Annotated in this window: 19 protein-coding genes; 7 read left to right on the forward strand and 12 right to left on the reverse strand. The window is 73.8% G+C overall.

The genetic code is table 11. The features are described 5' to 3' along the window. Nucleotides 1–13: 13 nt before the first annotated feature. Nucleotides 14–889, reverse strand: coding sequence for an ABC transporter permease (locus ACIPAE_RS38380; protein WP_402451916.1), 876 nt, complete (start codon nucleotides 887–889; stop codon nucleotides 14–16). Then, nucleotides 879–1,694, reverse strand: a complete 816-nt coding sequence (locus tag ACIPAE_RS38385; protein WP_402451919.1) for an ABC transporter ATP-binding protein — start codon at nucleotides 1,692–1,694, stop codon at nucleotides 879–881. Before ACIPAE_RS38385 ends, ACIPAE_RS38380 begins: the two co-directional genes overlap by 11 nt. Nucleotides 1,695–1,993: 299 nt before the next feature. Here ACIPAE_RS38385 and ACIPAE_RS38390 point away from each other — a divergent pair, with 299 nt between their 5' ends. Beyond that, nucleotides 1,994–3,613, forward strand: a complete 1,620-nt coding sequence (locus tag ACIPAE_RS38390) for an ATP-binding protein (RefSeq protein ID WP_402451921.1) — start codon at nucleotides 1,994–1,996, stop codon at nucleotides 3,611–3,613. Beyond that, nucleotides 3,610–4,311, forward strand: coding sequence for a response regulator (locus ACIPAE_RS38395; RefSeq protein ID WP_329362165.1), 702 nt, complete (start codon nucleotides 3,610–3,612; stop codon nucleotides 4,309–4,311). The genes ACIPAE_RS38390 and ACIPAE_RS38395 overlap by 4 nt, the downstream gene beginning before the upstream one ends. 146 nt (nucleotides 4,312–4,457) lie before the next feature. On the opposite strand, the gene ACIPAE_RS38400 is transcribed toward ACIPAE_RS38395, so the two are convergent. Next, complete coding sequence (locus ACIPAE_RS38400) at nucleotides 4,458–8,585, reverse strand: ABC transporter transmembrane domain-containing protein (RefSeq protein WP_402451988.1); 4,128 nt, start codon at nucleotides 8,583–8,585, stop codon at nucleotides 4,458–4,460. A gap of 495 nt (nucleotides 8,586–9,080) precedes the next feature. After that, nucleotides 9,081–9,668, reverse strand: a complete 588-nt coding sequence (locus ACIPAE_RS38405) for a TetR/AcrR family transcriptional regulator (RefSeq protein ID WP_402451923.1) — start codon at nucleotides 9,666–9,668, stop codon at nucleotides 9,081–9,083. A 123-nt stretch (nucleotides 9,669–9,791) separates the two neighbouring features. On the opposite strand from ACIPAE_RS38405, the gene ACIPAE_RS38410 reads away from it, so the two are divergent. Continuing rightward, nucleotides 9,792–10,502: an SDR family oxidoreductase gene (locus ACIPAE_RS38410; protein ID WP_402451925.1), complete on the forward strand. Its 711-nt coding sequence runs from the start codon at nucleotides 9,792–9,794 to the stop codon at nucleotides 10,500–10,502. A 102-nt stretch (nucleotides 10,503–10,604) separates the two neighbouring features. Here the strand turns inward: ACIPAE_RS38410 and ACIPAE_RS38415 are convergent, their stop codons facing one another. Further along, nucleotides 10,605–12,035, reverse strand: coding sequence for an NAD(P)/FAD-dependent oxidoreductase (locus tag ACIPAE_RS38415; RefSeq protein ID WP_366412711.1), 1,431 nt, complete (start codon nucleotides 12,033–12,035; stop codon nucleotides 10,605–10,607). Between the two features lie 383 nt (nucleotides 12,036–12,418). Between ACIPAE_RS38415 and ACIPAE_RS38420 the strand changes: the two genes are divergently transcribed. The 3 genes from ACIPAE_RS38420 (at nucleotide 12,419) to lnt (ending at nucleotide 15,715) form a co-directional block, all read left to right on the forward strand. Beyond that, nucleotides 12,419–13,015, forward strand: coding sequence for a histidine phosphatase family protein (locus ACIPAE_RS38420; RefSeq protein WP_366412710.1), 597 nt, complete (start codon nucleotides 12,419–12,421; stop codon nucleotides 13,013–13,015). A gap of 137 nt (nucleotides 13,016–13,152) precedes the next feature. Beyond that, complete coding sequence (locus ACIPAE_RS38425; RefSeq protein WP_366412709.1) at nucleotides 13,153–13,698, forward strand: DoxX family membrane protein; 546 nt, start codon at nucleotides 13,153–13,155, stop codon at nucleotides 13,696–13,698. 316 nt (nucleotides 13,699–14,014) lie between these two features. Beyond that, complete coding sequence (gene lnt, locus ACIPAE_RS38430) at nucleotides 14,015–15,715, forward strand: apolipoprotein N-acyltransferase (RefSeq protein ID WP_402451930.1); 1,701 nt, start codon at nucleotides 14,015–14,017, stop codon at nucleotides 15,713–15,715. On the opposite strand, the gene ACIPAE_RS38435 is transcribed toward lnt, so the two are convergent. Continuing rightward, a complete protein-coding gene (locus ACIPAE_RS38435; RefSeq protein ID WP_402451990.1) occupies nucleotides 15,693–16,634 on the reverse strand; it encodes a Gfo/Idh/MocA family protein in 942 nt (313 codons plus the stop codon). The two genes, lnt and ACIPAE_RS38435, sit on opposite strands and share 23 nt — an antisense overlap. Before the next feature lie 135 nt (nucleotides 16,635–16,769). On the opposite strand from ACIPAE_RS38435, the gene ACIPAE_RS38440 reads away from it, so the two are divergent. Next, on the forward strand, nucleotides 16,770–17,186 hold the full coding sequence (locus tag ACIPAE_RS38440; RefSeq protein ID WP_402451932.1) for a hypothetical protein: 417 nt from the start codon (nucleotides 16,770–16,772) through the stop codon (nucleotides 17,184–17,186). 73 nt (nucleotides 17,187–17,259) lie between these two features. Here ACIPAE_RS38440 and ung read toward each other — a convergent pair whose 3' ends face one another. From ung to ACIPAE_RS38470, 6 genes are all read right to left on the reverse strand, one after another. Next, a complete protein-coding gene (gene ung, locus ACIPAE_RS38445; RefSeq protein ID WP_329373643.1) occupies nucleotides 17,260–17,934 on the reverse strand; it encodes a uracil-DNA glycosylase in 675 nt (224 codons plus the stop codon). Nucleotides 17,935–18,098: 164 nt separating this feature from the next. Next, nucleotides 18,099–19,064, reverse strand: coding sequence for an aldo/keto reductase (locus tag ACIPAE_RS38450; RefSeq protein ID WP_366412706.1), 966 nt, complete (start codon nucleotides 19,062–19,064; stop codon nucleotides 18,099–18,101). 110 nt (nucleotides 19,065–19,174) lie between these two features. Next, the gene (locus ACIPAE_RS38455; RefSeq protein WP_329362183.1) at nucleotides 19,175–19,936 is read right to left on the reverse strand and encodes an SDR family oxidoreductase; all 762 of its coding nucleotides are present in this window, start codon (nucleotides 19,934–19,936) and stop codon (nucleotides 19,175–19,177) included. A 37-nt stretch (nucleotides 19,937–19,973) separates the two neighbouring features. Next, nucleotides 19,974–20,735: a 3-oxoacyl-ACP reductase FabG gene (gene fabG, locus ACIPAE_RS38460; RefSeq protein ID WP_402451935.1), complete on the reverse strand. Its 762-nt coding sequence runs from the start codon at nucleotides 20,733–20,735 to the stop codon at nucleotides 19,974–19,976. 218 nt (nucleotides 20,736–20,953) lie between these two features. Beyond that, nucleotides 20,954–21,337 carry a DUF3037 domain-containing protein gene (locus ACIPAE_RS38465; protein WP_402451936.1) on the reverse strand — a complete coding sequence of 128 codons (384 nt, stop codon included), beginning with the start codon at nucleotides 21,335–21,337 and terminating at the stop codon, nucleotides 20,954–20,956. Beyond that, the gene (locus ACIPAE_RS38470) at nucleotides 21,334–22,152 is read right to left on the reverse strand and encodes a HipA family kinase (protein WP_329362187.1); all 819 of its coding nucleotides are present in this window, start codon (nucleotides 22,150–22,152) and stop codon (nucleotides 21,334–21,336) included. Before ACIPAE_RS38470 ends, ACIPAE_RS38465 begins: the two co-directional genes overlap by 4 nt. Between the last annotated feature and the right edge of the window lie 28 nt (nucleotides 22,153–22,180).

The following is a 22,180-nucleotide window of genomic DNA, read 5'->3' on the forward strand; positions in this document are numbered from 1 at the left end:
ACAGGTGCCGGGCTCAACGGGCGCCGGACTCAACGGGCTTCCAGCGGAAGAGCCGCTTCTCCAGGAAGGTGAGCAGCCCCTCGGCGATCAGGGCCACGACGGCCAGGATCACCATCGCGGCGTACACCCCGGCCGAGTTGAAGGTGCCCTGGGCGGTGGAGACCATCAGCCCGAGGCCCTTGGTGGCGCCGATGTACTCGCCGACGATCGCGCCGATCAGCGCGAAGCCGAAGCTGACGTGCAGGCTGGTGAAGATCCACGAGGTGGCCGAGGGGATGACCACCTGGAACGTGACCTGGCGGTTGCTCGCGCCGAGGATGCGGGCGTTGGCGACCAGGTTGCGGTCGACCTCGCGGGCGCCCTGGAAGGCGTTGAAGAACACCGGGAAGAAGACCAGCACGACCGCCGAGGCGATCTTGGAGGCCGGGCCGAGGCCGAACCAGATGAGGAAGATCGGTGCCAGCACGATGCGCGGCATGGCGTTGAGGACCTTCACATACGGCCCGAAGACCTCCGCGAGGATGCGCACCCGGCCGAGGGCGACGCCCAGCAGCACGCCGGCCGCGACACCGATCGCCCAGCCGTACAGGGCCTCCTGGAGGGTGGTCCAGATCTGCTCGCCGAGCGAGCCCTGGGCCGTGCCGTGCAGCACCCAGGTGCGGATCTGGTCCCCGACCTGCGAGGGCATGGAGAAGTTGAACGCGTCGATGACGCCGGTCCGGGAGAACCACTCCCACAGGCCGAGGAAGAGCACGAGCACCAGCAGCCGGCAGCCGTTGACCAGCAGGGCGTGCCTGCGGGCCGCGCGAGCCCGCGACCTGGTGCGTTCGGCGGCGCCGGTCGGCTTGCCCGTGGCCGGCGCCGACAGGGATACGGACTCAGGCGGCATGTCCGGCGCCCCTTTCCCGGGTGATGCGGACCTCTTCGCCCAGCGACGACCAGATCTCGCGGTAGATCTCCAGGAACCGCGGCTCCAGCCGGACCTCCTCGACGCTGCGGGGGCGCGGCAGGTCGATGGTGAAGACCTCCTTGACGGTGGCCGGGCCCGCGGTCATCACGACGACCTTGTCGGCGAGCGCGATCGACTCCTCCAGGTCGTGGGTGACGAACACGACGGACGATCCGGTACCGGCCCACAGGTCGAGCAGCTGGTCGGACATGAGTGCCCGGGTCTGCACGTCGAGTGCGGAGAACGGCTCGTCCATCAGCAGGATCTTCGGGTCGTTGACGAAGGTGGCCGCCAACGCGACGCGCTTGCGCTGGCCGCCGGACAGCTGGTGCGGGTAGCGGTCCTCGAAGGCCGTCAGGCCCACCCGGGCCAGCCAGTCCCGGGCCCGTTCCCTGGCCTCGGTCTTCGCGGCGCCGCGGAAGCGCGGGCCGGCCGTCACGTTGGACAGCACCGTCCGCCAGGGGAAGACGGCGTCCTGCTGGAAGACGAAGCCGACGTCGGCGCCGATTCCGCGTACCGGCTCACCGCCGACGAGGACCTCGCCCTCGGTCGGCTCCTCCAGGCCGCTGACGAGGGTCAGCGTGGTCGACTTGCCGCATCCGGTGGGTCCGACGACGGCGACGAACTCACCGCGTCCCACGGTCAGGTCCAGATCCCGTACGGCGGTGTGCGGGGCCCCGGACGGTGTCCGGAACGCCTTGCCCGCCCCCCGCAGCTCGATGGCGGGGCTCGTGTCGATGGTCATGGCGCTGGACGTTAGAAGCGTCTCCGCCGGTCCTGACAGCCTTGTGAGCGCTGGGCCCCTTCTGCGCACAGAGCGGTGTTCTGCTCGTTCTGCTCGCGCGCGGACGACGAAATCGACCCCAGGACTGCCCAACGGGCGCGACGGCGTCTACTTTGCGGTGACGACACGGACGTCGGCGCGTGAACCGCCGCCGGCGCCGACGCCGTCGCCGCCGGAGGGCCGCGGGACCGGCCCGGGCGGACGGCCGGGGGGAGCCGGAATCGAAGTCGAAGTCGAAGTGGGAGTCGGAGGGCAGCGCTATGCGGATCAGGTGGCCGCGCCGTGTCTCGGCGCAGGTCCTGCGGATGCAGCTCGCGATCACCGTCGGCGTCACGGCGCTGGCCACCGGTCTCTTCCTGGCTCCGCTCAGCCACGAACTCGACGACCAGGGCATGCACCGGGCGCTGGCCATCGCGCAGACGGTGGCGGCCGACCCGGACGTCGCCCAGGCGCTGGTCTCCTCCCGGCCGACCCCCGACGGACCGGTGCAGGCCGAGGCGGAGCGCATCCGGCTGGCCACCGGCGCCAGCTACATCGTGGTCATGGACACCCACGGCACCCGCTGGTCGCACACCGACCCCGGGCGGATCGGCGAGCATGTCTCGACCGATCCGAGCGTGGCGCTGGGCGGCAAAGACATCATGCAGATCGACCGGGGCACGCTGGGGCGCAGCGCCCGCGGCAAGGTTCCGCTGCGGGACCGCTCCGGGCGGATCGTCGGCGCGGTCTCGGTGGGCATCGCCTACGACAGCGTCCGCGGCCGGCTGCTCGCCGCCGTACCCGGGCTGCTGCTGTACGCGGGGGCGGCGCTGGCCGTCGGCGTGGTGGCCGCGGTGTGGGCCTCCCGGCGGGTCCAGCGGGCCACCCGCGGACTGGCGTTCGCCGACATCTCGGCGCTGCTGGACGAGCGCGAGGCGATGCTGCACGGCATCCGGGAGGGGGTGGTGGCGCTCGACCCGCAGGGCAGGGTCCGGCTGGTCAACGACGAGGCGCAGCGCCTGCTGGGCCTGGACGGTGACGCGGCGGGGCGTCCGCTGCACGCGTTGCTGCCGCCGGGACGGACCACCGACGTGCTGGCCGGGGAGGCGGAGGGCTCCGATCTGCTGACCGTCAGCGGCAGCCGGGTGCTGATCGCCAACCGCATGCCGACCGAGGACGGCGGCGCCGTGGTCACGCTGCGGGACCGTACCGAACTGGAACTGCTCGGCCGGGAACTGGACGCCACGCACGGCCTGCTGGACGCCCTGCGGGCCCAGGACCACGAGCACGCCAACCGGCTGCACACCGTGCTGGGCCTGCTCGAACTGGAACTCTACGAGGAAGCCGTGGACTACGTCGCCGAGGTCGCCGACACCCGCCGCGCCTCGGCGGAGCAGGTCGCCGACCGGGTGCAGGTACCGCTGCTGTCGGCGTTGCTGGTCGGCAAGACGGCGATCGCCGCGGAACGCGGGGTGCGGCTGCGGATCTCGGCGACCACGTGGCTGCCGGACCGGGTGGTGGACCCGCGCGATCCGGTGACGGTGCTGGGCAACCTCATCGACAACGCGCTGGACGCGACGGCGTCGGAGGTCGAGGTGGAACTGCGGGTCGAACACACCACGCTCGTGATGCGGGTGAGCGACGACGGACCCGGGGTTCCCCCCGAACTGCGGGAGCGGGTCTTCACCGAAGGCTGGACCACGAAGAAGTCGCCGAGCCACCGGGGGCGCGGGCTCGGCCTGGCGCTGGTGCGGCGGCTGGCCGAGCGGTACGGCGGCATGGCCAGGGTCGGCGCCCGCGCGGGCGGCGGCGCGGTGTTCACCGTCGTGCTGCCCGAGGCGCTGGCCCCGGCGGAGTTCGGTGCCGACATGTCCGCCGCGCTGCCCGGAGGTGCACGGTGATCGAAGTCCTGGTCGTGGACGACGACTTCAGGGTGGCCGAGATCAACTCGGCGTACGTGGCCAAGGTTCCGGGCTTCCGGGTGGCAGCGCGCGCCCACACCGCGGCGCACGCGCTGGCCACCCTCGAACGCACCCGCGTGGACCTGGTGCTGCTCGACCACTACCTGCCGGACGAGCCGGGTCTGACCCTGGTGCGGCGGATGCGCCAACTCGGCCACTGCGCCGACGTGATCATGGTGACCGCGGCCCGGGACCTGGCCACCGTGCAGGCCGCGATGCGGCTCGGTGCGCTGCAGTACCTGGTCAAGCCGTTCGGCTTCGCGGACCTGGGGGCCAAGCTCGACGGGTACGCGGCGTTGCGGCGCACCGTGGACGGCATGGCGTCCGGGGGCGACGGCGAGGCCGGCCAGGAACAGGTGGACCGGATCTTCGGCGCGCTGCGCAGCGCCTCCGCCTCGCCGGCGGCGCTGCCCAAGGGGCACTCGGCCCCGACCGCCGAACTCATCCGGCGCGTGCTGAGGGAGACCGGGGCCGCGCTGTCGGCGCACGAGGTCGCCGAGCGGTCGGGGCTCAGCCGCTCCACCGCGCAGCGCTACCTCAAGCACCTGGAACAGGCCGGACGGGTCCGGCTCACCCTGAAGTACGGGGACACCGGCCGCCCGGAGCACCTGTACGCCTGGGCGGCGACGCCGGCCTGACCGGAGGCATGGCCCGGACGGCCTGACCGGAGCCGCCTCACCGGAGCGGCCCGACCCGGCGCGCACGGGGAGGCGGACCCTCCCACCGGCGGGCGGTCCATCGACCGGCAGGACACGGCTCCCGGTCGGGTCGGCCCTCCCCCAGGTCAGGACCCCCCTGTCTCGGACCCCGCGAGCTGGTCGACCGTCGCCGACGCGCCGTGCTGCCGGAAGGCGTCCCACAGCTTCCGGTACGTCCCGTCCGCGGTGAGCAGCCCCGCGTGCGTACCGGTCTCCACGACGGTGCCGTGGTCCAGCACCACCACCCGGTCGGCCCGGGCCGCCGTGGTGAGCCGGTGCGCGACCACGAGCGTGGTGCGCCTGCGGGTGAGCGCGTCCGTGGCGGCGGTGACCCTGCTCTCGGTGGCGAGGTCGAGCGACGCGGTGGCCTCGTCGAGCAACAGCACGTCGGGGTCGACGAGTTCGGCCCGGGCCAGCGCGAGGAGCTGGCGCTGGCCCGCGGACAGGTTCCGGCCCCGCTCGCCGACCGGCTGGAGGTACCCCGCCTGGAGCGTGGCCACCATCTCGTGGGCGCCGACCGCCCGCGCCGCCGCCTCCACCTCGGCGTCGGTGGCGTCGGGCCGGCCGTAGGCGATGGCGTCACGCACGGTGCCGCTGAACAGGTGGGCCTCCTGCGGCACCACACCGAGCCGGCCGCGGTATCCGGCCAGGTCCAGCCCGCGCAGGTCGTGGCCGTCCACCCGGACCGCGCCGGTGGTGGGGTCGTAGAACCGGGCGATCAGCTTCATCACGGTGGACTTGCCCGCACCGGTCGCGCCGACCAGCGCGACGGTCTCGCCGGGCGCGATCCGCAGGCAGACACCGTGCAGCACCTCCTGGCCGCCGCCGCCCGCGTACCCGAAGGACACGTCGTCGAAGACCACCTCGCCCTTCAGGTGGCTGACGGCGAGCGGCTGTTCGGGGACGGGCGTGCCGGTCGGGGTGCGCATCAGGGTGCGCAGCCGGCCCAGCCCGACCACGGCCTGCTGGTAGCCGTCGAAGACCTGCGAGAACTGCTGGATCGGGGAGAAGAACAGGTCGACGTAGAGGAGGAAGGCGATCAGGGTGCCGGCGGTGAGGGTGCCGGAGCGGACCTGGCCGGCGCCGACCGCGAGCACGGCCGCGGTGGACAGGGTGCCCAGGAACTCCACGAACGGGAAGAACGTCGCCATGTAGCGCTGGGCGCGCAGCCGCGAGTCGCGGAAGGACCAGGCGAGCCGGGCGAAGTCCTCGGCGTTGCGGCTCTCGCGGCGGAACGCCTGGGTGACGCGGATCGCGGTGACGTTCTCCTGGAGGGCCGCGTTGACGGCACTGACCCGCTCCCGCGCCTCGTGGTAGGCGGGCACCGAGTGGTGGCGGAAGACCGCGGTGCCGACCACCAGCAGCGGCAGCGCCCCGAGCAGCACCACCGCGAGCCCGACGTCGATGACCAGGAGCGTGACGAGCACGCCGAAGACCGTGAGCAGGCTGACCACCGCGGTGATCAGGCCGGTCTGCAGGAAGTTGGACAGCGCGTCGACGTCGGTGGTCATCCGGGTCATGATCCGGCCGCCGAGTTCGCGCTCGTAGTAGTCCAGGCCGAGCCGCTGGAGCTGGGCGAACGTCTTGACCCGCAGCGTGTAGAGCAGGCGCTCGCCGGTACGCCCGGTGGTGCGGATCTGCCCGACGCCGATCAGCCAGTCCGCGGCGACCACGGCCGCGGCGGCGGCCGCCGCCTCCAGCAGCACCCGGCCGGCGTGGTGCGCCACGCCGTCGTCCACGCCCTGGCGGACCAGCACGGGGACCATGATCTGGGCGAGCGCGTCGAGGGCGACCAGGGCCAGGCCCAGCAGCAGCGCCGACCGGAACGGCCGCAGCAGCGGGCGCAGCCCGAAGTGCGGGTCCGCGGCCCTGGCACGGTCGGCGGGCACCCCCGGATCGGCGTCGCGCAGCGGCATCTTCGCCAGTCCGGCGAGGAGTTCGGGCGTGGGCGGGGCGGCGCCGAGCACTCCGCCGCCCGGACCGCGGCCGCGCCCGGCCGTGGCCGAGGAGAGCGAGATCGCCTGCGCGGCCCGGAGCGCGGCGACTTCACCGACGGCCGACGCGTCCTCGGTGTCGGGGCGCCGCCACAGGTCCGCGGTGACGGCCGGCGTCTCGTCCCCCGCGCCGTCGCGCACCCCCGCCCGCACGGGCGGTCCGGCCCGTACAGACCCGTCGGCCGGACCGGTCGGATCGGACGCACCGGTCGGATCGGTCCCGGCGGTCGGATCGGTCCCGGCGGCGGGGTCGGTCCGCTCCGATACGGTGCCTCGCGGCTGGTCGGTGCCGAGCGCGGCGGTGGCGGAGGCGGCGACCGCGGCTGCCGGGTCCGGACCGTCGTCGTCGGCGGCGGAAAGGGCCGCGACACCCGCCGGCGCGCCCAAGTCCCCCGCCCCGGCAGCGGATTCGGGCCCGGCCCCGGTCCCGGCCCCCGGTGCGCGCTCCGCCTCCGGTTCGGGAACGTCGACCGCGGACAGCAGCGAGCGGAACAGCGGCGAGCGGGACCGCAGTTCGTCCATCGTCCCGGTGTCGACCACCCGGCCGCCGTCCAACAGCGCGATGCGGTCGGCGAGTTCGAGGGTGGAGCGGCGGTGGGCGATGATCAGCGTGGTGGGGCGGCGGACCGCCTCGTGCAGGGCCGCGTGGATCTCCGACTCCACCCGGGCGTCGATCGCGGACGTCGCGTCGTCGAGCACGAGCACCGCCGGGTCGCACAGCAGCGCCCGCGCGAGCGCGACGCGCTGCCGCTGCCCGCCGGAGAGCGTCAGGCCCTGCTCGCCGACGACCGTGTCGTACCCCTGCGGGAGGCGTTCGATGAACTCGTCCGCGCGGGCCACCCGGGCGGCGGCCCTGATCCGCTCCTCGCTCGCGCCGGGCTCGCCGTAGGCGATGTTGTTGCGCACCGTGTCGGACAGCAGCAGGCTCTCCTCGAAGACGAACCCGATCCGGCCGCGCAGCGAGTCCAGCGTCACCTCGCGTACGTCGGTGCCGCCGACCCGCACCGCGCCGGCCGGGACGTCGTAGAAGCGCGGCAGCAGCGCCGCCGCGGTGGACTTGCCGGAGCCGGCCGGCCCGATCAGCGCGACCGTCTCGCCCGGGGCGATGTCGAGGCTGAAGCCGCGCAGCAGCGGCTGCCCGTCGCCGTAGCCGAAGGTGACGTCCTGCCAGGACAGCGCGGGCGGCTCGTCGGGCAGTTCGCGGGCGCCGGGCGCGTCGGTGATCACCGGTGCCTCGTCGATGACCTCCAGGACGCGCTCGGTGCCGGCCCTGGCCTGCTGCCACACGGTGAGCAGGGTGGCGACCTGGCGGACCGGGGTGACGAACGAGCCGAGGTAGCTGGTGAAGGCGAGGAACGTGCCCAGCGAGATCCGGCCGTGCAGCGCGAGATAGCCGCCGAAGGCGAGCACCGCGACCTGGCCGAGCGCGGGCACCGCCTGCAGGGCCGGGTTGTAGCGGCTGTTGTAGCGCACGACCCGCAGCCGCGAGGAGAACAGCCGCCGGGCGCGCCGCTCCAGGCCGAGCAGTTCGCGCTGCTCCTGCCCGAAGCCCTTGACCACCCGCACGCCGGTGACGGTGGCCTCGACACCGGAGGCGACCTCGGCGGCCTCCTGCTGGGCGTGCCAGTTGGCGGGGAACAGGTCGCGGCGGCTGCGCAGCGCGATCAGCCACAGCAGCGGGCCGACGACGAGCGCCACCACGGTCAGCAACGGCGACAGCCACGCCATGAAGACCAGCGAGACCAGGAACATCAGGGCGTTGCTCGTCATGTTCGGCAGGAACTGGAGCAGCGACTGGATGAGGGTGATGTCGGAGATCGAGCGGCTGACGATCTGGCCGGTACGCAGGCTGTCCTGCTGGGCGCCGCCGAGCCGCAGCAGCGCCGCGAACGCGTCGTTGCGCAGGTCGTACTGGACACCCAGCGACAGCCGTCCCGAGGTGTAGCGGCGGGTGAAGCCGCCGGCGAAGCGGACGGCGCCGAGCCCGGCGAGCACCAGCGTCCACACGGTGAGCGACCCGGTTCGCCCCGAGGCGACGTGGTCCACGACATGCCGCAGCACCAGCGGCAGGGTCGCGGTGGCGATGGCGGCGGCGACGGCCGCGCCGAAGGCCAGCACGGCGTCCCGGCGGTGCCGCAGGCAGTACGCACCGAGCCGGCGCACCCAACTCGCGGCCGGCTCCGCCGGTTCAGCGGTCGTCCCGTCTGTCGCCTGCTCCATCCGGCCGGTCGGCTTCGTACGGTCGGTCTGCTCCGTACGGCCGGTCTGCTCCGTACGGCCGGTCACCGGGCGTCCGCCGTCGCCGGCACGTGGCAGGAGTCGGGGTGCGACGGCTGGCGGTCGGCCTTGCGGATCATGGGACTTCGTCTCCTCGCCCAACGGAACGGCTACGGGGTGCGGGTGCGCGTACGCGTACGGACGCGCGGACGGGTACGGGCCGGGGGCACGCTCCCCGCGCACCCGAAAGCACCGCAACCGCCCGGCCCGACGGCGCCCCCGTCCCTCCGGGCGTGCCACCGGGCCCGGCCCATCATGTATCCCCAACCTTTGAGCGCGTTGATCCACGATCCGTGCACGTGGCGTACTCGTGGCTGCCGTGGTGTGCGCCCCCGCGCCCGCCGCGCCCGCCGACCGCGCCAACGCGCCCCGAACGGGGGGTGGTTCGTGCCCGCGGCAGGCGGGGCGCCGTACGTCGAGCCGGAGGGCGGAACCCGCCTACGAACCGGCGTCGCCCGCCGCGAGGCCCGCCGCGTCCAGCAGCAGTGCGGCCGTACTCACCGCGAGGCCGTCCAGCACCTCGGACCTGATGCCCGCGCGGGCGCTCGCGCCGTCGTACACGATGGCCAACCGGCGTGCCAGCAGCCCCGGTTCGGCCACACCCGCGCGCTCGGCCTCGGCCCGGAAGAAGTCGGTCAGCGCCTGCTTGCTGCGGGCGGCCACCGCGCTTGCGGGGTGCCCGGGGTCCTTCAGCTCGACCTGCGCCGCCAGGAAGGGGCACCCCCGGTAGTCGGGCGAGGCGGCCGCCTCCTCCAACCGCTGGAAGACGTAGAGGATGCGGTCGCGCGGGGCGGACGGTTTCCCGGGCGGCGGCACCAGCAGCGCGGTCAGCCGTGGCTCCTGCCGAGCCAGCGCGGCGGCCAGCACGTCGTCCTTGCCGTCGAAGAGCTGGTACATCGACCGCTTGGACACCCCGGCCGCCTTGCACAGCGCGTCGATGCCGGTGCCGACACCCTGCCGGTAGATCAGCTCCGCCGCCGCGTCCAGCAGCCGGTCACGCGAGGAGGGCTTCGCCGTCGTGGTCATACCCGCCAGGTTAGCGCCCGGACTCGACAGCGGAAACCGATCGGTCTACGGTGGGGCAGTAGAGGAAACCGATCGGTTTCCCCGTGGCCGGCGCACCGGCTTCCCCTCACCGAAGGACATCCCATGAAGATCGACGGCTCCGTCGCCCTCGTCACCGGCGGCAACCGCGGCATCGGCGAGCAGTTCGTACGGGCGCTGCTCGAACGCGGCGCGGCCAAGGTCTACGCGGCGGCGCGCGACCCCAGGAAGGTCGCCGTGCCCGGCGCGGTCCCCCTGCGGCTGGACATCACCGACGCCGGCTCCGTGCGCGCCGCGGCCGAGCAGGCGGGCGACGTCACCCTCCTGGTCAACAACGCGGGGATCTCCACCGGCGCCTCGCTGCTGGACGGCGATCTCGCGGACTTCCGGAGGGAGTTCGACACGCACGTCTTCGGCACGCTCGCCGTCAGCCGCGCCTTCGCCCCCGTCCTCGCCCGGAGTGGCGGCGGCGGCCTGCTCAACGTGCTCTCGGCGCTGTCCTGGATCTCCCTCCCGGCGAGCGCCGCGTACTGCGCCGCGAAGTCCGCGGAGTGGTCGCTGACGAACGCCCTCCGGGTCGAACTCGCCGCCCAGGGAACCCAGGTGACCGGGCTGCACATGGGCTACGTCGACACCGACCTCATCGCCGACGTGCGGGCGCCCAAGTCCGACCCCGCCGACATCGTCCGCGCCGCCCTCGACGGCTTCGCCGCGGGTGACTTCGAGGTGACCGCGGACGCCACCGCCCGGCAGGTCAAGTCGGCCCTCTCCGCCGGCCCGGCCGCCCTCTACCCCCAACTGGCCCCTTCCGCCTAGCAGTCACGCGAGCGGCGAGGCCCAAAGTCGGGGAACGAAGGAGCGGCGGGCGGCCCCCGGCGCGGCGGGCAGCGGGTTCGCCGGGGCCCCGGTTCCCCCGGGCTACCCCCGGTAGGTCTCCAGCAGGCGCAGCCACACCTCGCTGATGGTGGGGTAGGACGGAACCGCGTGCCAGAGCCGGGAGATCGGCACCTCGCCGACCACCGCGACCGTCGCGGAGTGCACCAGCTCGCTCACCCCGGGCCCGACGAAGGTGACGCCGAGCAGGACCTCGCGGTCGAGGTCGACCACCATGCGGGCCCGGCCCCGGTAGTCGTCTCCGTACAGGCTCGCCCCGGCCACCCGCGCGAGGTCGTAGTCGACGACGCGCACCCGCCGCCCGGAGCGTTCGGCCTCTTGGGCAGTCAGGCCGACAGAGCCGACCTCGGGGTCGGTGAAGACGACCTGCGGCACCGCGCCGTGGTCGGCGGTGGCGACGTCGGCGCCCCAGGGCGCGTCGTCCAGCGGCCGGCCCTGGGCGCGCGCGGCGATCGCCGCACCGGCCATCCGCCCCTGGTACTTGCCCTGGTGGGTGAGGAGCGCGCGGTGGTTGACGTCGCCCGCGGCGTAGAGCCAGCCGTCGGCGACATCGGTGACCTGGCAGGTGTCGTCGACCGTGAGCCAGTCGCCCGGCGTGAGCCCGACCGTGTCGAGACCGAGGTCCGCGGTGTGCGGTTCGCGGCCGACCGCGAAGAGGATCTCGTCGGCGGTCAGCTCGCCGCCGTCGTCCAGCCCGACCCGCACCTCGCGGCCCTCGCGCGCCACGGACGTCACGGACACCCCGAACCGCACCTCGGCCCCGGCCTCCCGCAGCCCGTCGGCGACCATCTCCCCCGCGAACGGCTCCATCCGGCCCAGCAGTTCGCCGCCGCGCACCAGGACGGTCACCCGCGCGCCGAGCGCCTGCCAGGCGGTCGCCATCTCGACGGCGACCACGCCGCCGCCGACCACCACCAGGCTCTCGGGCACCTGTTTGGCGCTGGTCGCCTCGCGGCTGGTCCAGGGCCGTACGTCGGTCAGCCCGGGCAGGTCGGGCAGCGCCGCGGTGGTGCCGGTACAGACCGCGACCGCGTGCCGGGCGGCCAGCCGCACCGTACCGCCGTCCGGGGTGTCCACCACGACCTGGCGGGGCCCGTCGAGCCGCCCGCGGCCGCGCACCAGGTCGACGTGCACGGAGTCCAGCCACTCCGCCTGGCCGTCGTCCTTCCAGTGCGAGGTGAACTCGTCACGGCGGGCCAGCACCTCGGCGGAGTCCAGCGGCCCGCCCACGGCCGCGGCCAGCCCCGGCAGCCGGCGCGCGTCGGCGCGGGCCGCCACCGGCCGCAGCAGCGCCTTGCTCGGCATGCACGCCCAGTACGAGCACTCGCCACCGACGAGTTCGCTCTCCACGACAACCGTGCTGAGCCCGGCCGCCTGGGTCCGCTCGGCCAGGTTCTCCCCGACCGGGCCCGCTCCGATGACGACCACGTCGTACGTGCGGGGTGTGTCGTTCATTCCGGCTCCTGTACTGGTCGCTGCCGCGCGTGCCCGCGCGTTCCCGTGTGCCCTGTGCCCGTGTGCCCTGTGCCCGTGTGCCGAGGGACGTGGCGCCTACCGGTGGGTGTCCACCCGTCCGTCCCCACGGTCGCCCACAGCGCGCCTCGGCGGGCGCCGCGACCCACCGCGTACGCCCGTACGCCGCTTCGATCCGACCGAGAACCCGCCGACGCCGCAACCGGAGCGGCCCGCGCCATCGTACTGACGGAACGTGAGGGGAAGGCTTTCGCCCGGCCCACCGTTCTGCTGACGGGGTGTACGACCGGCCCGCGCGGTGGTCACGGCGCGCGGTCGGCATATGATCACAAACGGGCGCCGTGGGGCGCCACGGGAGGTGTCCGATGGGTGAGCTCGTCCTGATCCGGCACGGCGAGACCGAGTGGTCGCAGTCCGGTCAGCACACCAGCTACACCGACCTGCCGCTCACCGAGCACGGCGAGGAGCAGGCCCGGTCGCTGGCGCCGCTGCTCGCCTCCCGGCACATCGGGTGCGTGATCAGCAGCCCGATGCAGCGCGCGCAGCAGACCGCGAAACTGGCCGGCCTCGACCACGTGAGGATCGACCCCGACCTGCACGAATGGGACTACGGCGGCTACGAGGGCGTCACCACCCGCGACATCCACCGGACCCGCCCGGACTGGGAGATCTGGACCGACGGCGTCATCCCCGGGCCCGAGGGGCATCCCGGTGAGACCCCCGAGCAGATCGGTGACCGCGCCGACCGCGTACTGGCCCGCGTCGAGGCGGCCTTCACCAACGGCGACGGCGGCGACGTCGTCCTCGTGGCGCACGCGCACTTCCTGCGGGTGCTCACCGCCCGGCGGCTCGGCCTGCCGCCCGCCGAGGGCGCCCTCTTCCAGCTGGCCACCGGCACGGTGAGCCGGCTCGGCACGGAACACGGCCACCATGTGCTGACCGCCTGGAACCGCCTCCCGTAACAGCCCGCGACCGCCTGCCGTCCCGAGGTTTCGCCCGGACAGACCGCCTGGCGCGGCGCGATGGCCGACCACCCGCACACACTGGCCGGGTGGGCCCTTCCGTCGGAGGGGGGCCGGGCAATCGAAAGGACGCGGCCATGAGATGTGCGTACCGCACGGACATCGGACTGCTCGCCCTGCGTCTCGGCGCCGGGTCCGTACTCTTCGCGCACGGCGCGCAGAAGCTGTTCGGGTGGTTCGGCGGGGGCGGGCTCGCCGGCACCGCCGGCGCCATGGAGCACATGGGCTTCCGCCCGGGCAAGCCGGCCGCGGTCGCCGCGGGGCTCGGTGAGGCGGGCGGTGGTGCTCTCCTCGCGCTGGGCCTGGCCACTCCGGCGGCCGGCGCGGCCGCCGCCGGGGCGATGGCCGGCGCCGTCTCCGTCCACGCGCCGGCCGGGTTCTTCGCGATGTCCGGGGGCTTCGAGCACCCGGCGCTCCTCGGCTGGACCGCCGCGGCGCTCGGCCTCGCCGGGCCCGGCCGGCTCTCCCTCGACCACCTCAGCGACCACTGCCTCGACCGGCCCTGGGTCATCGCCGCCGCCTTCAGCGCCGCGGCCCTGGGCGCGGCCGCCGTCGTCACCACCCGCAACCGCGCGGTGGCCAACGACTCCCGCGAAGCCGCCACCTCCGAGGACGCGACCTAGTTCCGGCCTGACCCACCCGGGTGCCCCGGTCTGTCGGTCGAGGGACCACCTCGCGGTGGGGGCTGGTCGCGCCGTTCCCCGCGCCCCTGGGTAGGTATGTGCGGCCCCCTCCAGGGGCGCGCGGGGGTCCCTCCCAGGCGAAGCCCTGGGGGAAAACCGCGCGAGCAACCCACCACCGCGAGAAGGTGAACCCACCACCGCAAGGGGCACCGTCCAAGGGGCGCGGGGAAAACGCGAGCAACCCCCACCGCGAGGTGGTCCCTGAACAGACAGACCGGGGGCACCCGGGGGGCAGGGCCCAGAACGGGAGTACCGGATGACGCCAACGGCCCAGCCCCCCACCCGTCCACGCGAGCTCCGCCCCCTCGTGCGCCGCGCGCAGCGCACCCCCTGGGCTCGCTCACTGCTCGCCGCCGCGTGCGGCGCCCTCCCGGCGCTGGCGTTCCCCACCCCCTCCCTGTGGTGGTTCGCCTACTTCGCCCTGGTCCCCTGGCTCCTCCTGATCCGCTCGGCGCCGACCGGGCGCCGGGCGGCCCTGGACGGCTGGTTCGGCGGCGCCGGCTTCATGCTCGCGGTCCACAACTGGCTGCTGCCGAGCCTGACCGTCTTCCTCCCGGTCCTCGCCCTGCTGCTGGGCGCCCTGTGGGCCCCGTGGGGCTGGCTGGTCCGGCGGCTGCTCGGCAACGGGGGCCGCCCGGCCGTCGGCGCCGCGCTCGCCCTCCTCCCGAGCGGCTGGCTGCTGATCGAACTCGTCCGCTCCTGGCAGTACCTCGGCGGCCCCTGGGGCCTGCTCGGCGCGAGCCAGTGGCAGGTCACCCCGGCCCTGCGCCTCGCCTCGATCGGCGGGGTGTGGCTGGTCAGCGCCCTGATCGTGCTCGCCAACACGGCCCTCGCGGTGCTGTGCGCGATGCCGTCCGCACGCCGCACGGCCGCCGCGGCGCTGCTCGCCGCCGCCGTGGCCGCCGGCACCGTATGGCTGTGGGCACCGCGCCCGCACCGCGCCGCACCGGTCCGGGTCGCCGTCGTGCAGCCCGGGATGATCGCCGGACCGGCCGCCCGGTTCGCCCGCGAGGTCCGTCTCACCCGGCAGCTCGCCGGCACCCGCCCCGACCTGGTGGTGTGGGGCGAGAGCAGCGTCACCGTCGACCTGTCGAACCACCCCGGCACCACCGCCACGCTCGCCGCGCTCTCCCGCCTGGTCGGGGCCGACCTGCTGGTCAACGTGGACGCCGAACGCGCCGACGGCACCGGCATCTCCAAGACCTCGGAACTGGTCGGCCCGCACGGCGTGACCGGCCCCACGTACGACAAGATGCGGCTGGTGCCGTTCGGCGAGTACATCCCCATGCGCTCGCTGCTCGGCTGGGCCACCTCCGTGGGGAAGGCCGCCGGGCAGGACCGCAGGCCGGGCAGCCGGCAGGTGGTGATGGACACCGGGACCCTGCGGTTCGGGCCGCTGGTCTGCTTCGAGTCGGCGTTCCCGGACATGAGCCGTCACCTGGCGGCGGACGGCGCGCGGCTCCTGGTCGCCCAGTCGTCCACCTCGTCGTTCCAGGGCAGTTGGGCGCCCGCGCAGCACGCCTCGCTCGCGGCGCTGCGGGCCGCGGAGACCTGGCGGCCGATGGTGCACGCCACCCTCACCGGCATCAGCGCGGTCTACGGCCCCGGAGGCGCGCCCGTCGGGCACTGGGTCGGCACGGGCAGCAGCACCTCAACGGTGTACGACGTGCCGACCGCCACGGGCACGAGCCCCTACGTACGGTTCGGTGACTGGGTGCCGCACCTGGCGCTGCTGCTGGTGCTCGCCGCCGCGGCGTACGAGGCGGTCCGCGGGGTGCGCCGACGGGTCACCGCAGCCGAACCGGCCGCCGCCGCGGCAGCGAAGGCGCCCGCTGCGCCGAAGGACCCGACCGGCTCAACCGGCCCGACCAGTCCGACGGAACCCACCGATCCGACCGGCCCGACGGACCCGCCCGACCCGACGGAACCCGCGCTCAACCGATACCCGCGCCCGTAGCCCCGGCGAAGTCCGTGCCCGGCGCGGCGCCGCCGGTGATCTCCGCGACGATGCGCTCGCACAGCTCGTGGGTGCGCAGCGCGTCGCGGGCGTCGAGGGGCGTGCCGGCGCGGACCGCGTCGAGGAAGGCCAGCACGGCCTGTTCGATGCCGCGCTGCCGGGCGACCGGCACCCAGTCGCCGCGGCGCCGGACGCTGGGCTGGCCCTTGTGGTCGATCACCTCGGCGAGGTTGAACACCTGGCGGCGGGTGTCGGCACCGCTGACGTCCAGGCTCTCCTCGGTGGACCCGCTCATCCGGTTCATCGACCCGATCGCGGTGAAGCCGTCACCGGACAGGTGCACCACCACATGGTGCAGCAGCCCGTCATGCACCCGGGCCGAGACCCGGACCTGCTCGATCGGCCCGGGCGCGAGGAACCGCAGTGTGTCGGCGACGTGCACGAAGTCGTCGAAGACGACCGTGCGGGGGTCCTCGGCGAGCCCGACCCGGTTCTTCTGCATCAGGATCAGGTCGCGCGGGTGGCTGAGGCACTGCGCGTACCCGGGCGCGTAGCGGCGGTTGAAGCCGACCGCCAGCGGCACCCCGCGCGCCTCGGCGAGGTCCACCAGCCGGCGGGCGCCGTCCAGGTCGTACGCGAGCGGCTTGTCGACGTACGCCGGTACGCCCGCCTCGATCAGGCGGGTGCCGATCTCCACGTGGTGGGCGGTGGGGGCGTGCACGAAGGCCGCGTCGAGGTCCTGGTCGAGCAGCGCGTCCAACGTGGTGTGCCGGTGCGGGAGCCGGTGGGCGTCGCCGACCGCGGCCAGGGTGGCGGGGGTGCGGGTCTGCAGGTGCAGTTCGAGGCCCGGCTGGGCGGCGAGCACCGGCAGGTACGCCTTCTGCGCGATGTCACCGAGCCCGATGACGCCGATCTTCAAGGGGGCGCTGCGCGGTGCCATGCGTGCTCCTGGTGCGTTCCGGGCCGTGCGATGTCCCCGCAGCATACGGGGGTGCCGCGCGTTCACTCCTGCGGGGAATACCCGGACGACGCCGGGTGCGGCACAGTGGAGCGGGTGCGTGGCCCATTCCCTTTCCTGGCACCGGTGTTCGTGATCTGCGCGGTGTGCGCGCTCGCCGGGTGCACCACCGTCTCCGCCCCGCCGGCCAGGCCGCCCGCACCGCCGCCGTCGGCACCCGGGCGGCCCGAGCGGCCCGACGATGTGCGGGTGGTGCCGGCTCCGGCCCACCGGGTGCTGGCCACCGCGCGTCCGGACACCCCCTCGCCGGACCCACGGCACCATCGCGCCCCGGCCGCGCCCGCGCCGGCTCCCCCGCACCCGGCGCCACGGCGTGCCGCTCCCCGCACCCACCATTCCGGCCGCCTGCCGCGCCCCGCCGCGCCCGACATGTGCGGCCTCGGCGAGACGTACGGCGGCTGGGCACCGGGCGGCCAGGCGTCCTCGATCTGCCGCGAGGTCTACCGCCCCTGACCGCCCGGGCCGGCGACGGGACCGGCACCCACGCCGGCGCTCAGCCCCGTATCCGGTCCCGTGCCCGGTCCCGCTACGCCGACGCGAGGTCCGGGATGCGCCAGTCGATCGGGGCGTGGCCCTGCGCCTTCACCGCGTCGTCGATCTGGGTGAAGGGGTGGCTGCCGAGGAAGAGCTTCGCCGACAGCGGCGACGGGTGGGCGCCCTCTATGACGGTGTGGCGGTCGGTGTCGATGAGCGGCTTCTTCTTCTTCGCGTAGTTGCCCCACAGGACGAAGACGGCCGGGTCGGGGCGGTCCGAGACGGCCCGGATGACCGCGTCGGTGAACTTCTCCCAGCCCTTGCCCTTGTGCGAGTTGGCCTCGCCCTCGCGGACCGTCAGCACCGCGTTGAGCAGCAGGACGCCCTGCTGGGCCCAGGGCATCAGATAGCCGTTGTCCGGCACCGGGTAGCCGAACTCGTCCTTCAGCTCCTTGAAGATGTTCCGCAGCGAGGGCGGGGTCCGCACCCCGGGGCGCACCGAGAAGCACAGCCCGTGGCCCTGGCCCGCGCCGTGGTACGGGTCCTGACCGAGCACCAGCACCTTCACCTTGTCGAACGGGGTGGCGTCCAGGGCGGCGAACACCTCGTCCCGCGGTGGGAAGACGTGGTGCTCCTGCCGCTCGGCCTCGACGAAGTCGGTGAGCTGCTGGAAGTAGGGCTTGTCCAACTCCTCGCCGAGTACGGCCTGCCAGGAGTCGGGCAGCATGCTGGGCACGTCGGGAACCTCCGGTACGCGATCGGTTACTGGTTCCGAAACTACCGCGCCCCACTGACAATCCCCGCCGCGTCCCTCCTCCCGCCCCGGCCGGCACGCACCCGGACGGCGGTCAGGCCGCGGTCGGGCCGCTGTCGGGCGCGGTCGAGCCGCTGTCAGGCCGCGTCCAGCCGGGCCCTCAGCTCCGGATCGAGGTCGAGGTCCACCGCGCCCAGCGCCTCGTCGAGTTGGGCGACGCTGCTCACCCCGACCACCGGCACGATCGGCAGCGGGCCGCCCATCTGCCAGGCCAGCACCACCTGGTTGGGGGTGGCGCCGGCCTCGCGGGCCACCTCGCGCAGCACCGCCAGCCGCCGCTGCGACATCGGGTGGTCGTACGGCGCGAGCAGCGGCTTGTCCGCGCGGGTGTAGGCGCCGTGCACCAGCGGGCCGTACGCCATGAGCGTCAGGTCGTCGTGGGCCGCGACGAAGTCCTGCATGTCGTCGCGGGCGTACCACTGGGCGCCCCACTCGCCGCCGGGCACCGGCCACAGGTAGGTGTGCCGCTGCTCGACGCAGGTGTAGCCGGGCAGGTCGTGCGCGGCCGCGTACTGCCGTGCCTCGGCGACGCGCCAGGCGGCGTGGTTGCTCGCGCCGATCAGCCGGGTGGCGCCGCTGCGGACGACCTCGGCGAAGGTCTCCACGGTCTCCGCGACCGGGACCGCGCGGTCCTCGATGTGGGCGTAGTACAGGTCCACGTGGTCGGTGCCCAGGCGGCGCAGGCTGCCCTCGATCCCGGCCCGGACCACCTTCGCCGAGAGCCCTTCCCACGCGTCGGGCCACACCTGCGTGCTGCCCTCCGGCGGGCGCGCGCCGACCTTGGTGGCCACCACGGTACGGTCGCGGGCGCCGCGGGCGCGCAGCCAGCGGCCGAGCAGCAGCTCGCTCTCGTCACCGGTGCCGCCGGGCGCCCAGACCGAGTAGTTGTTGGAGGTGTCGACGAAGGTGCCGCCGGCCTCGGCGAAGCGGTCGAGCACCGCGAAGGAGGTCTGCTCGTCGACGGTGGAGCCGAACGGCAGGATGCCCAGGCACAGGTTGCTGACCTGGGGTCCGCGGCCGCCGGCAAGGGTGCGGTAGCGCATGGGTGCGTCACTCCGTACAGGTGGAAGGTCCTCGGAGGCGGGCCCCTGAGGAGCCCGCCTCCGAGGACTGTGCACCTTGGAGTACGGACGAAGGCAAGCGCCTCGACCGGTCAGCTGCCGGCCTTGAGGAAGAGGCCGCCGTCGATCACCAGGTTCTGCCCGGTGATCCACCCGGCCTGGTCCGACAGCAGGAACGCCGCCGCGCCGCCGATGTCCTCGGGCACGCCGAGCCGCTGCAGGGGGTACCCGGCGGCCGTCTCCTCCTCGCGGCCCTCGTACAGCGCCGCGGCGAACTTCGTCTTCACCACCGCGGGGGCGATCGAGTTGACCCGCACCTTCGGGGCCATCTCCGCGGCGAGCTGCACGGTGAGGTTGACCATGGCCGCCTTGCTCATGCCGTAGGCGGCGATGAACGGGGACGGGGCGAGGCCGGCGATGGAGGTGATGTTGACGATCGAGCCGCCGTTCTCCTGCTGCCAGGCCCGCCAGGTCTGCTGGGCGAAGCCGAGCGCGGACAGCACGTTGGTCTCGTAGACCTTGCGGGCGACCCCGAGGTCGAGGTCGGTGAGCAGGCCGAAGACCGGGTTGGTGCCGGCGTTGTTGACGAGGTGGTCGAGCCGGCCGAACGCGTCCATCGCGCGGCCGACGGCGGCCTCCTGGTGCGCCTCGTCGTGCGCCTTGCCGGCCACGCCGATCACCCGGTCGCCGCCGCCCAGGCTCTCGACGGCCGCCTTGAGCGCGTCCTCGTTGCGGCCGGTGATGCAGACGCGGTCGCCGCGGGCCACGAGTGCCTGGGCTATCCCGTACCCGATGCCGCGGCTGGCGCCGGTGACGATCGCGGCGCGGCCGCTCTCCGGGGGGAGCTGAGTCATGTGCTGGTACGCCTTCGCTACTGGTGGGGTGCGCGGGTCAGTCGAGGGGTCCGCCGGCGATGTACAGCACCTGGCCGGAGAGGAAGCCGGCCGCGTCGCCGGTGAAGAAGGCGATGGCGCCCGCGACGTCCTCGGGCCGGCCGACCCGCTGGACCGGGATCTGGGTGGCGGCCGCCGCCTGGAACTCCTCGAAGCCCATGCCGACCCGGGCGGCGGTCGCGGCGGTCATGTCGGTGACGATGAAGCCGGGGGCGACCGCGTTCGCGGTGACGCCGAACTTGCCGAGTTCGATCGCGAGGGTCTTGGTGAAGCCCTGCATGCCCGCCTTGGCGGCGGAGTAGTTGACCTGGCCGCGGTTGCCCAGCGCCGAGGACGAGGAGAGGTTCACCACACGGCCGAACTTGGCGTCCACCATGTGCTTCTGCACCGCGCGGGTCATCAGGAAGGCGCCGCGCAGGTGGACGTTGAGCACGGTGTCCCAGTCCGCCGCGGACATCTTGAAGAGCAGGTTGTCGCGGAGCACGCCGGCGTTGTTCACCAGGATCGTGGGCGCGCCGAGTTCTTCGGCCACCCGGGCGACGGCCGCCTCGACCTGGGCCTCGTCCGAGACGTCCGCGCCGACCGCGAGCGCCCGGCCGCCCGCGCCCGTGATCGACTCCACGGTCTCCTTGCAGGCGCCCTCGTCCAGGTCGATCACGGCGACGGCGCGGCCCTCGGCGGCCAGCCGGACCGCGGTCGCTGCTCCGATACCGCGGGCGCCGCCCGTCACGATCGCGACGCGCTGCTCGGTGGTGGACATCTTCGTCTCCTCAACCTCGGCCCGATGACGCGCCCGCCCCGACATGAGCGACCGCTTAGTAGGTCCCGCCCCGAACCGTAGGAGCGCCGCATGGTGGTGTCAACAGGACCCCCCGGGGTGCCCCGTCCCGTCGGGTTCAGGGACCACCTGCGAGTGGGTGGCTTGTCACGCGGTTCCCCGCCCCCTGGACATGTGCGGCTCCTTCCGCGAAAGGAGGGTCACCGCACCAGGAGGTCGAGGAGGCGGTCGGCCTCCTTGCGGGCGTCGGGCGTGAGCCCGGTGTGGATCGGCCCGGGCTGGACGATCGTGCTGCGCGGAGCCGTGAGCCAGCGGAAGCGGCGCCCGGGGTCGTCCCCGGCCGCCTGCCCGGCGGAATCGCCCCCTTCGCAGATCCCCTGGTACCCACGCAGAGCGGCGGCCACGCCGTCCACATCGACCTCGGGGTCGAGGCAGCGCAGTCGCGCGACATCCAGGTGCACCCGGGCCCCGACATAGGACTGCGCGCGGCAGTACACCAGCACCCCGGCGTTGATCAGCTCGCCGCGCTCGATCCGCGGCATCACCCGCACCAGTGCGTACTCGAAGACGTCCCGCCCGGTCATTCCGCGTTCTTCCCCTCGACCCAGGTGCGCAGCCACTCCGGCGGCGGTTGCTTCGCCTGGACGCGACCGGTGGTGATGCGTTCGTGGACGTCGACGGCGCGGGCGCCCAGCAGTTCGCGGTAGGCGGCGCGCACGTCGTCGGGAGAGTCGAAGCCGGGCTCGTCGAGCAGCCATTCGTCGGGCACCAGGCCGGTCACCTCGGTGAGCAGCGACTCCGTCACCTGGGCGGCCAACTCGGGTGCGACGGCCGCGGGTTCGGGCGAGAAGCGGGACAGCGCGTGGTCGGTCGCGTCGTACGGCTTGGCGGACGCGGCGGGCGCCGACTTCCAGTTGTGGTGCCAGATGAGCGAGGCACCGTGGTCGATCAGCCACACGTCCCGGTGCCAGACCAGCATGTTAGGATTACGCCACGATCGGTCGACGTTGGCGATGAGCGCGTCGAACCAGACGATGCGGCTGGCCTCTTCGGGCTCCATGGTGAACACCAGAGGATCGAAGCCGAGTGAGCCGGGCAGGAAATCCATTCCGAGGTTGAGACCGCCGCTCGCTTTGAGCAGGTCCTGGATCTCCTCGTCGGGCTCCCCGAGTCCGATCACCGGATCGAAGTCGAACCGCACCAACTCGGGCACCCGCAGGCCCAGTCGACGGCCGAGTTCGCCCGCGATCACCTCGGCGACCAGCGCCTTGCGCCCCTGGGCCGCGCCGCTGAACTTCACGACGTAGGTACCGAGGTCGTCCGCCTCGACCACGCCCGGCACGGAACCGCCCTCACGCAGCGGCGTGACGTAGCGGATGCCGGTCACTTCTCTCAACATCCCCCCAGGTTAACGGGGAGCAGACTGC

The organism is Streptomyces sp. NPDC087270 (assembly GCF_044744625.1).
In the GTDB taxonomy this organism is placed as follows: domain Bacteria; phylum Actinomycetota; class Actinomycetes; order Streptomycetales; family Streptomycetaceae; genus Actinacidiphila.

What these genes read in the sequence shown, in the direction of transcription:
- ACIPAE_RS38380 (WP_402451916.1), bottom strand. Translation starts at nt 889, where the DNA reads ATGCCGCCTGAGTCCGTATCCCTGTCGGCGCCGGCCACGGGCAAGCCG.
- lnt (WP_402451930.1), top strand. Translation starts at nt 14,015, where the DNA reads ATGACGCCAACGGCCCAGCCCCCCACCCGTCCACGCGAGCTCCGCCCC.
- ACIPAE_RS38385 (WP_402451919.1), bottom strand. Translation starts at nt 1,694, where the DNA reads ATGACCATCGACACGAGCCCCGCCATCGAGCTGCGGGGGGCGGGCAAG.
- ACIPAE_RS38420 (WP_366412710.1), top strand. Translation starts at nt 12,419, where the DNA reads ATGGGTGAGCTCGTCCTGATCCGGCACGGCGAGACCGAGTGGTCGCAG.
- ACIPAE_RS38415 (WP_366412711.1), bottom strand. Translation starts at nt 12,035, where the DNA reads ATGAACGACACACCCCGCACGTACGACGTGGTCGTCATCGGAGCGGGC.
- ACIPAE_RS38470 (WP_329362187.1), bottom strand. Translation starts at nt 22,152, where the DNA reads ATGTTGAGAGAAGTGACCGGCATCCGCTACGTCACGCCGCTGCGTGAG.
- ACIPAE_RS38400 (WP_402451988.1), bottom strand. Translation starts at nt 8,585, where the DNA reads ATGGAGCAGGCGACAGACGGGACGACCGCTGAACCGGCGGAGCCGGCC.
- ACIPAE_RS38450 (WP_366412706.1), bottom strand. Translation starts at nt 19,064, where the DNA reads ATGCGCTACCGCACCCTTGCCGGCGGCCGCGGACCCCAGGTCAGCAAC.
- fabG (WP_402451935.1), bottom strand. Translation starts at nt 20,735, where the DNA reads ATGTCCACCACCGAGCAGCGCGTCGCGATCGTGACGGGCGGCGCCCGC.
- ACIPAE_RS38465 (WP_402451936.1), bottom strand. Translation starts at nt 21,337, where the DNA reads ATGACCGGGCGGGACGTCTTCGAGTACGCACTGGTGCGGGTGATGCCG.
- ACIPAE_RS38425 (WP_366412709.1), top strand. Translation starts at nt 13,153, where the DNA reads ATGAGATGTGCGTACCGCACGGACATCGGACTGCTCGCCCTGCGTCTC.
- ACIPAE_RS38455 (WP_329362183.1), bottom strand. Translation starts at nt 19,936, where the DNA reads ATGACTCAGCTCCCCCCGGAGAGCGGCCGCGCCGCGATCGTCACCGGC.
- ACIPAE_RS38390 (WP_402451921.1), top strand. Translation starts at nt 1,994, where the DNA reads ATGCGGATCAGGTGGCCGCGCCGTGTCTCGGCGCAGGTCCTGCGGATG.
- ACIPAE_RS38410 (WP_402451925.1), top strand. Translation starts at nt 9,792, where the DNA reads ATGAAGATCGACGGCTCCGTCGCCCTCGTCACCGGCGGCAACCGCGGC.
- ung (WP_329373643.1), bottom strand. Translation starts at nt 17,934, where the DNA reads ATGCTGCCCGACTCCTGGCAGGCCGTACTCGGCGAGGAGTTGGACAAG.
- ACIPAE_RS38405 (WP_402451923.1), bottom strand. Translation starts at nt 9,668, where the DNA reads ATGACCACGACGGCGAAGCCCTCCTCGCGTGACCGGCTGCTGGACGCG.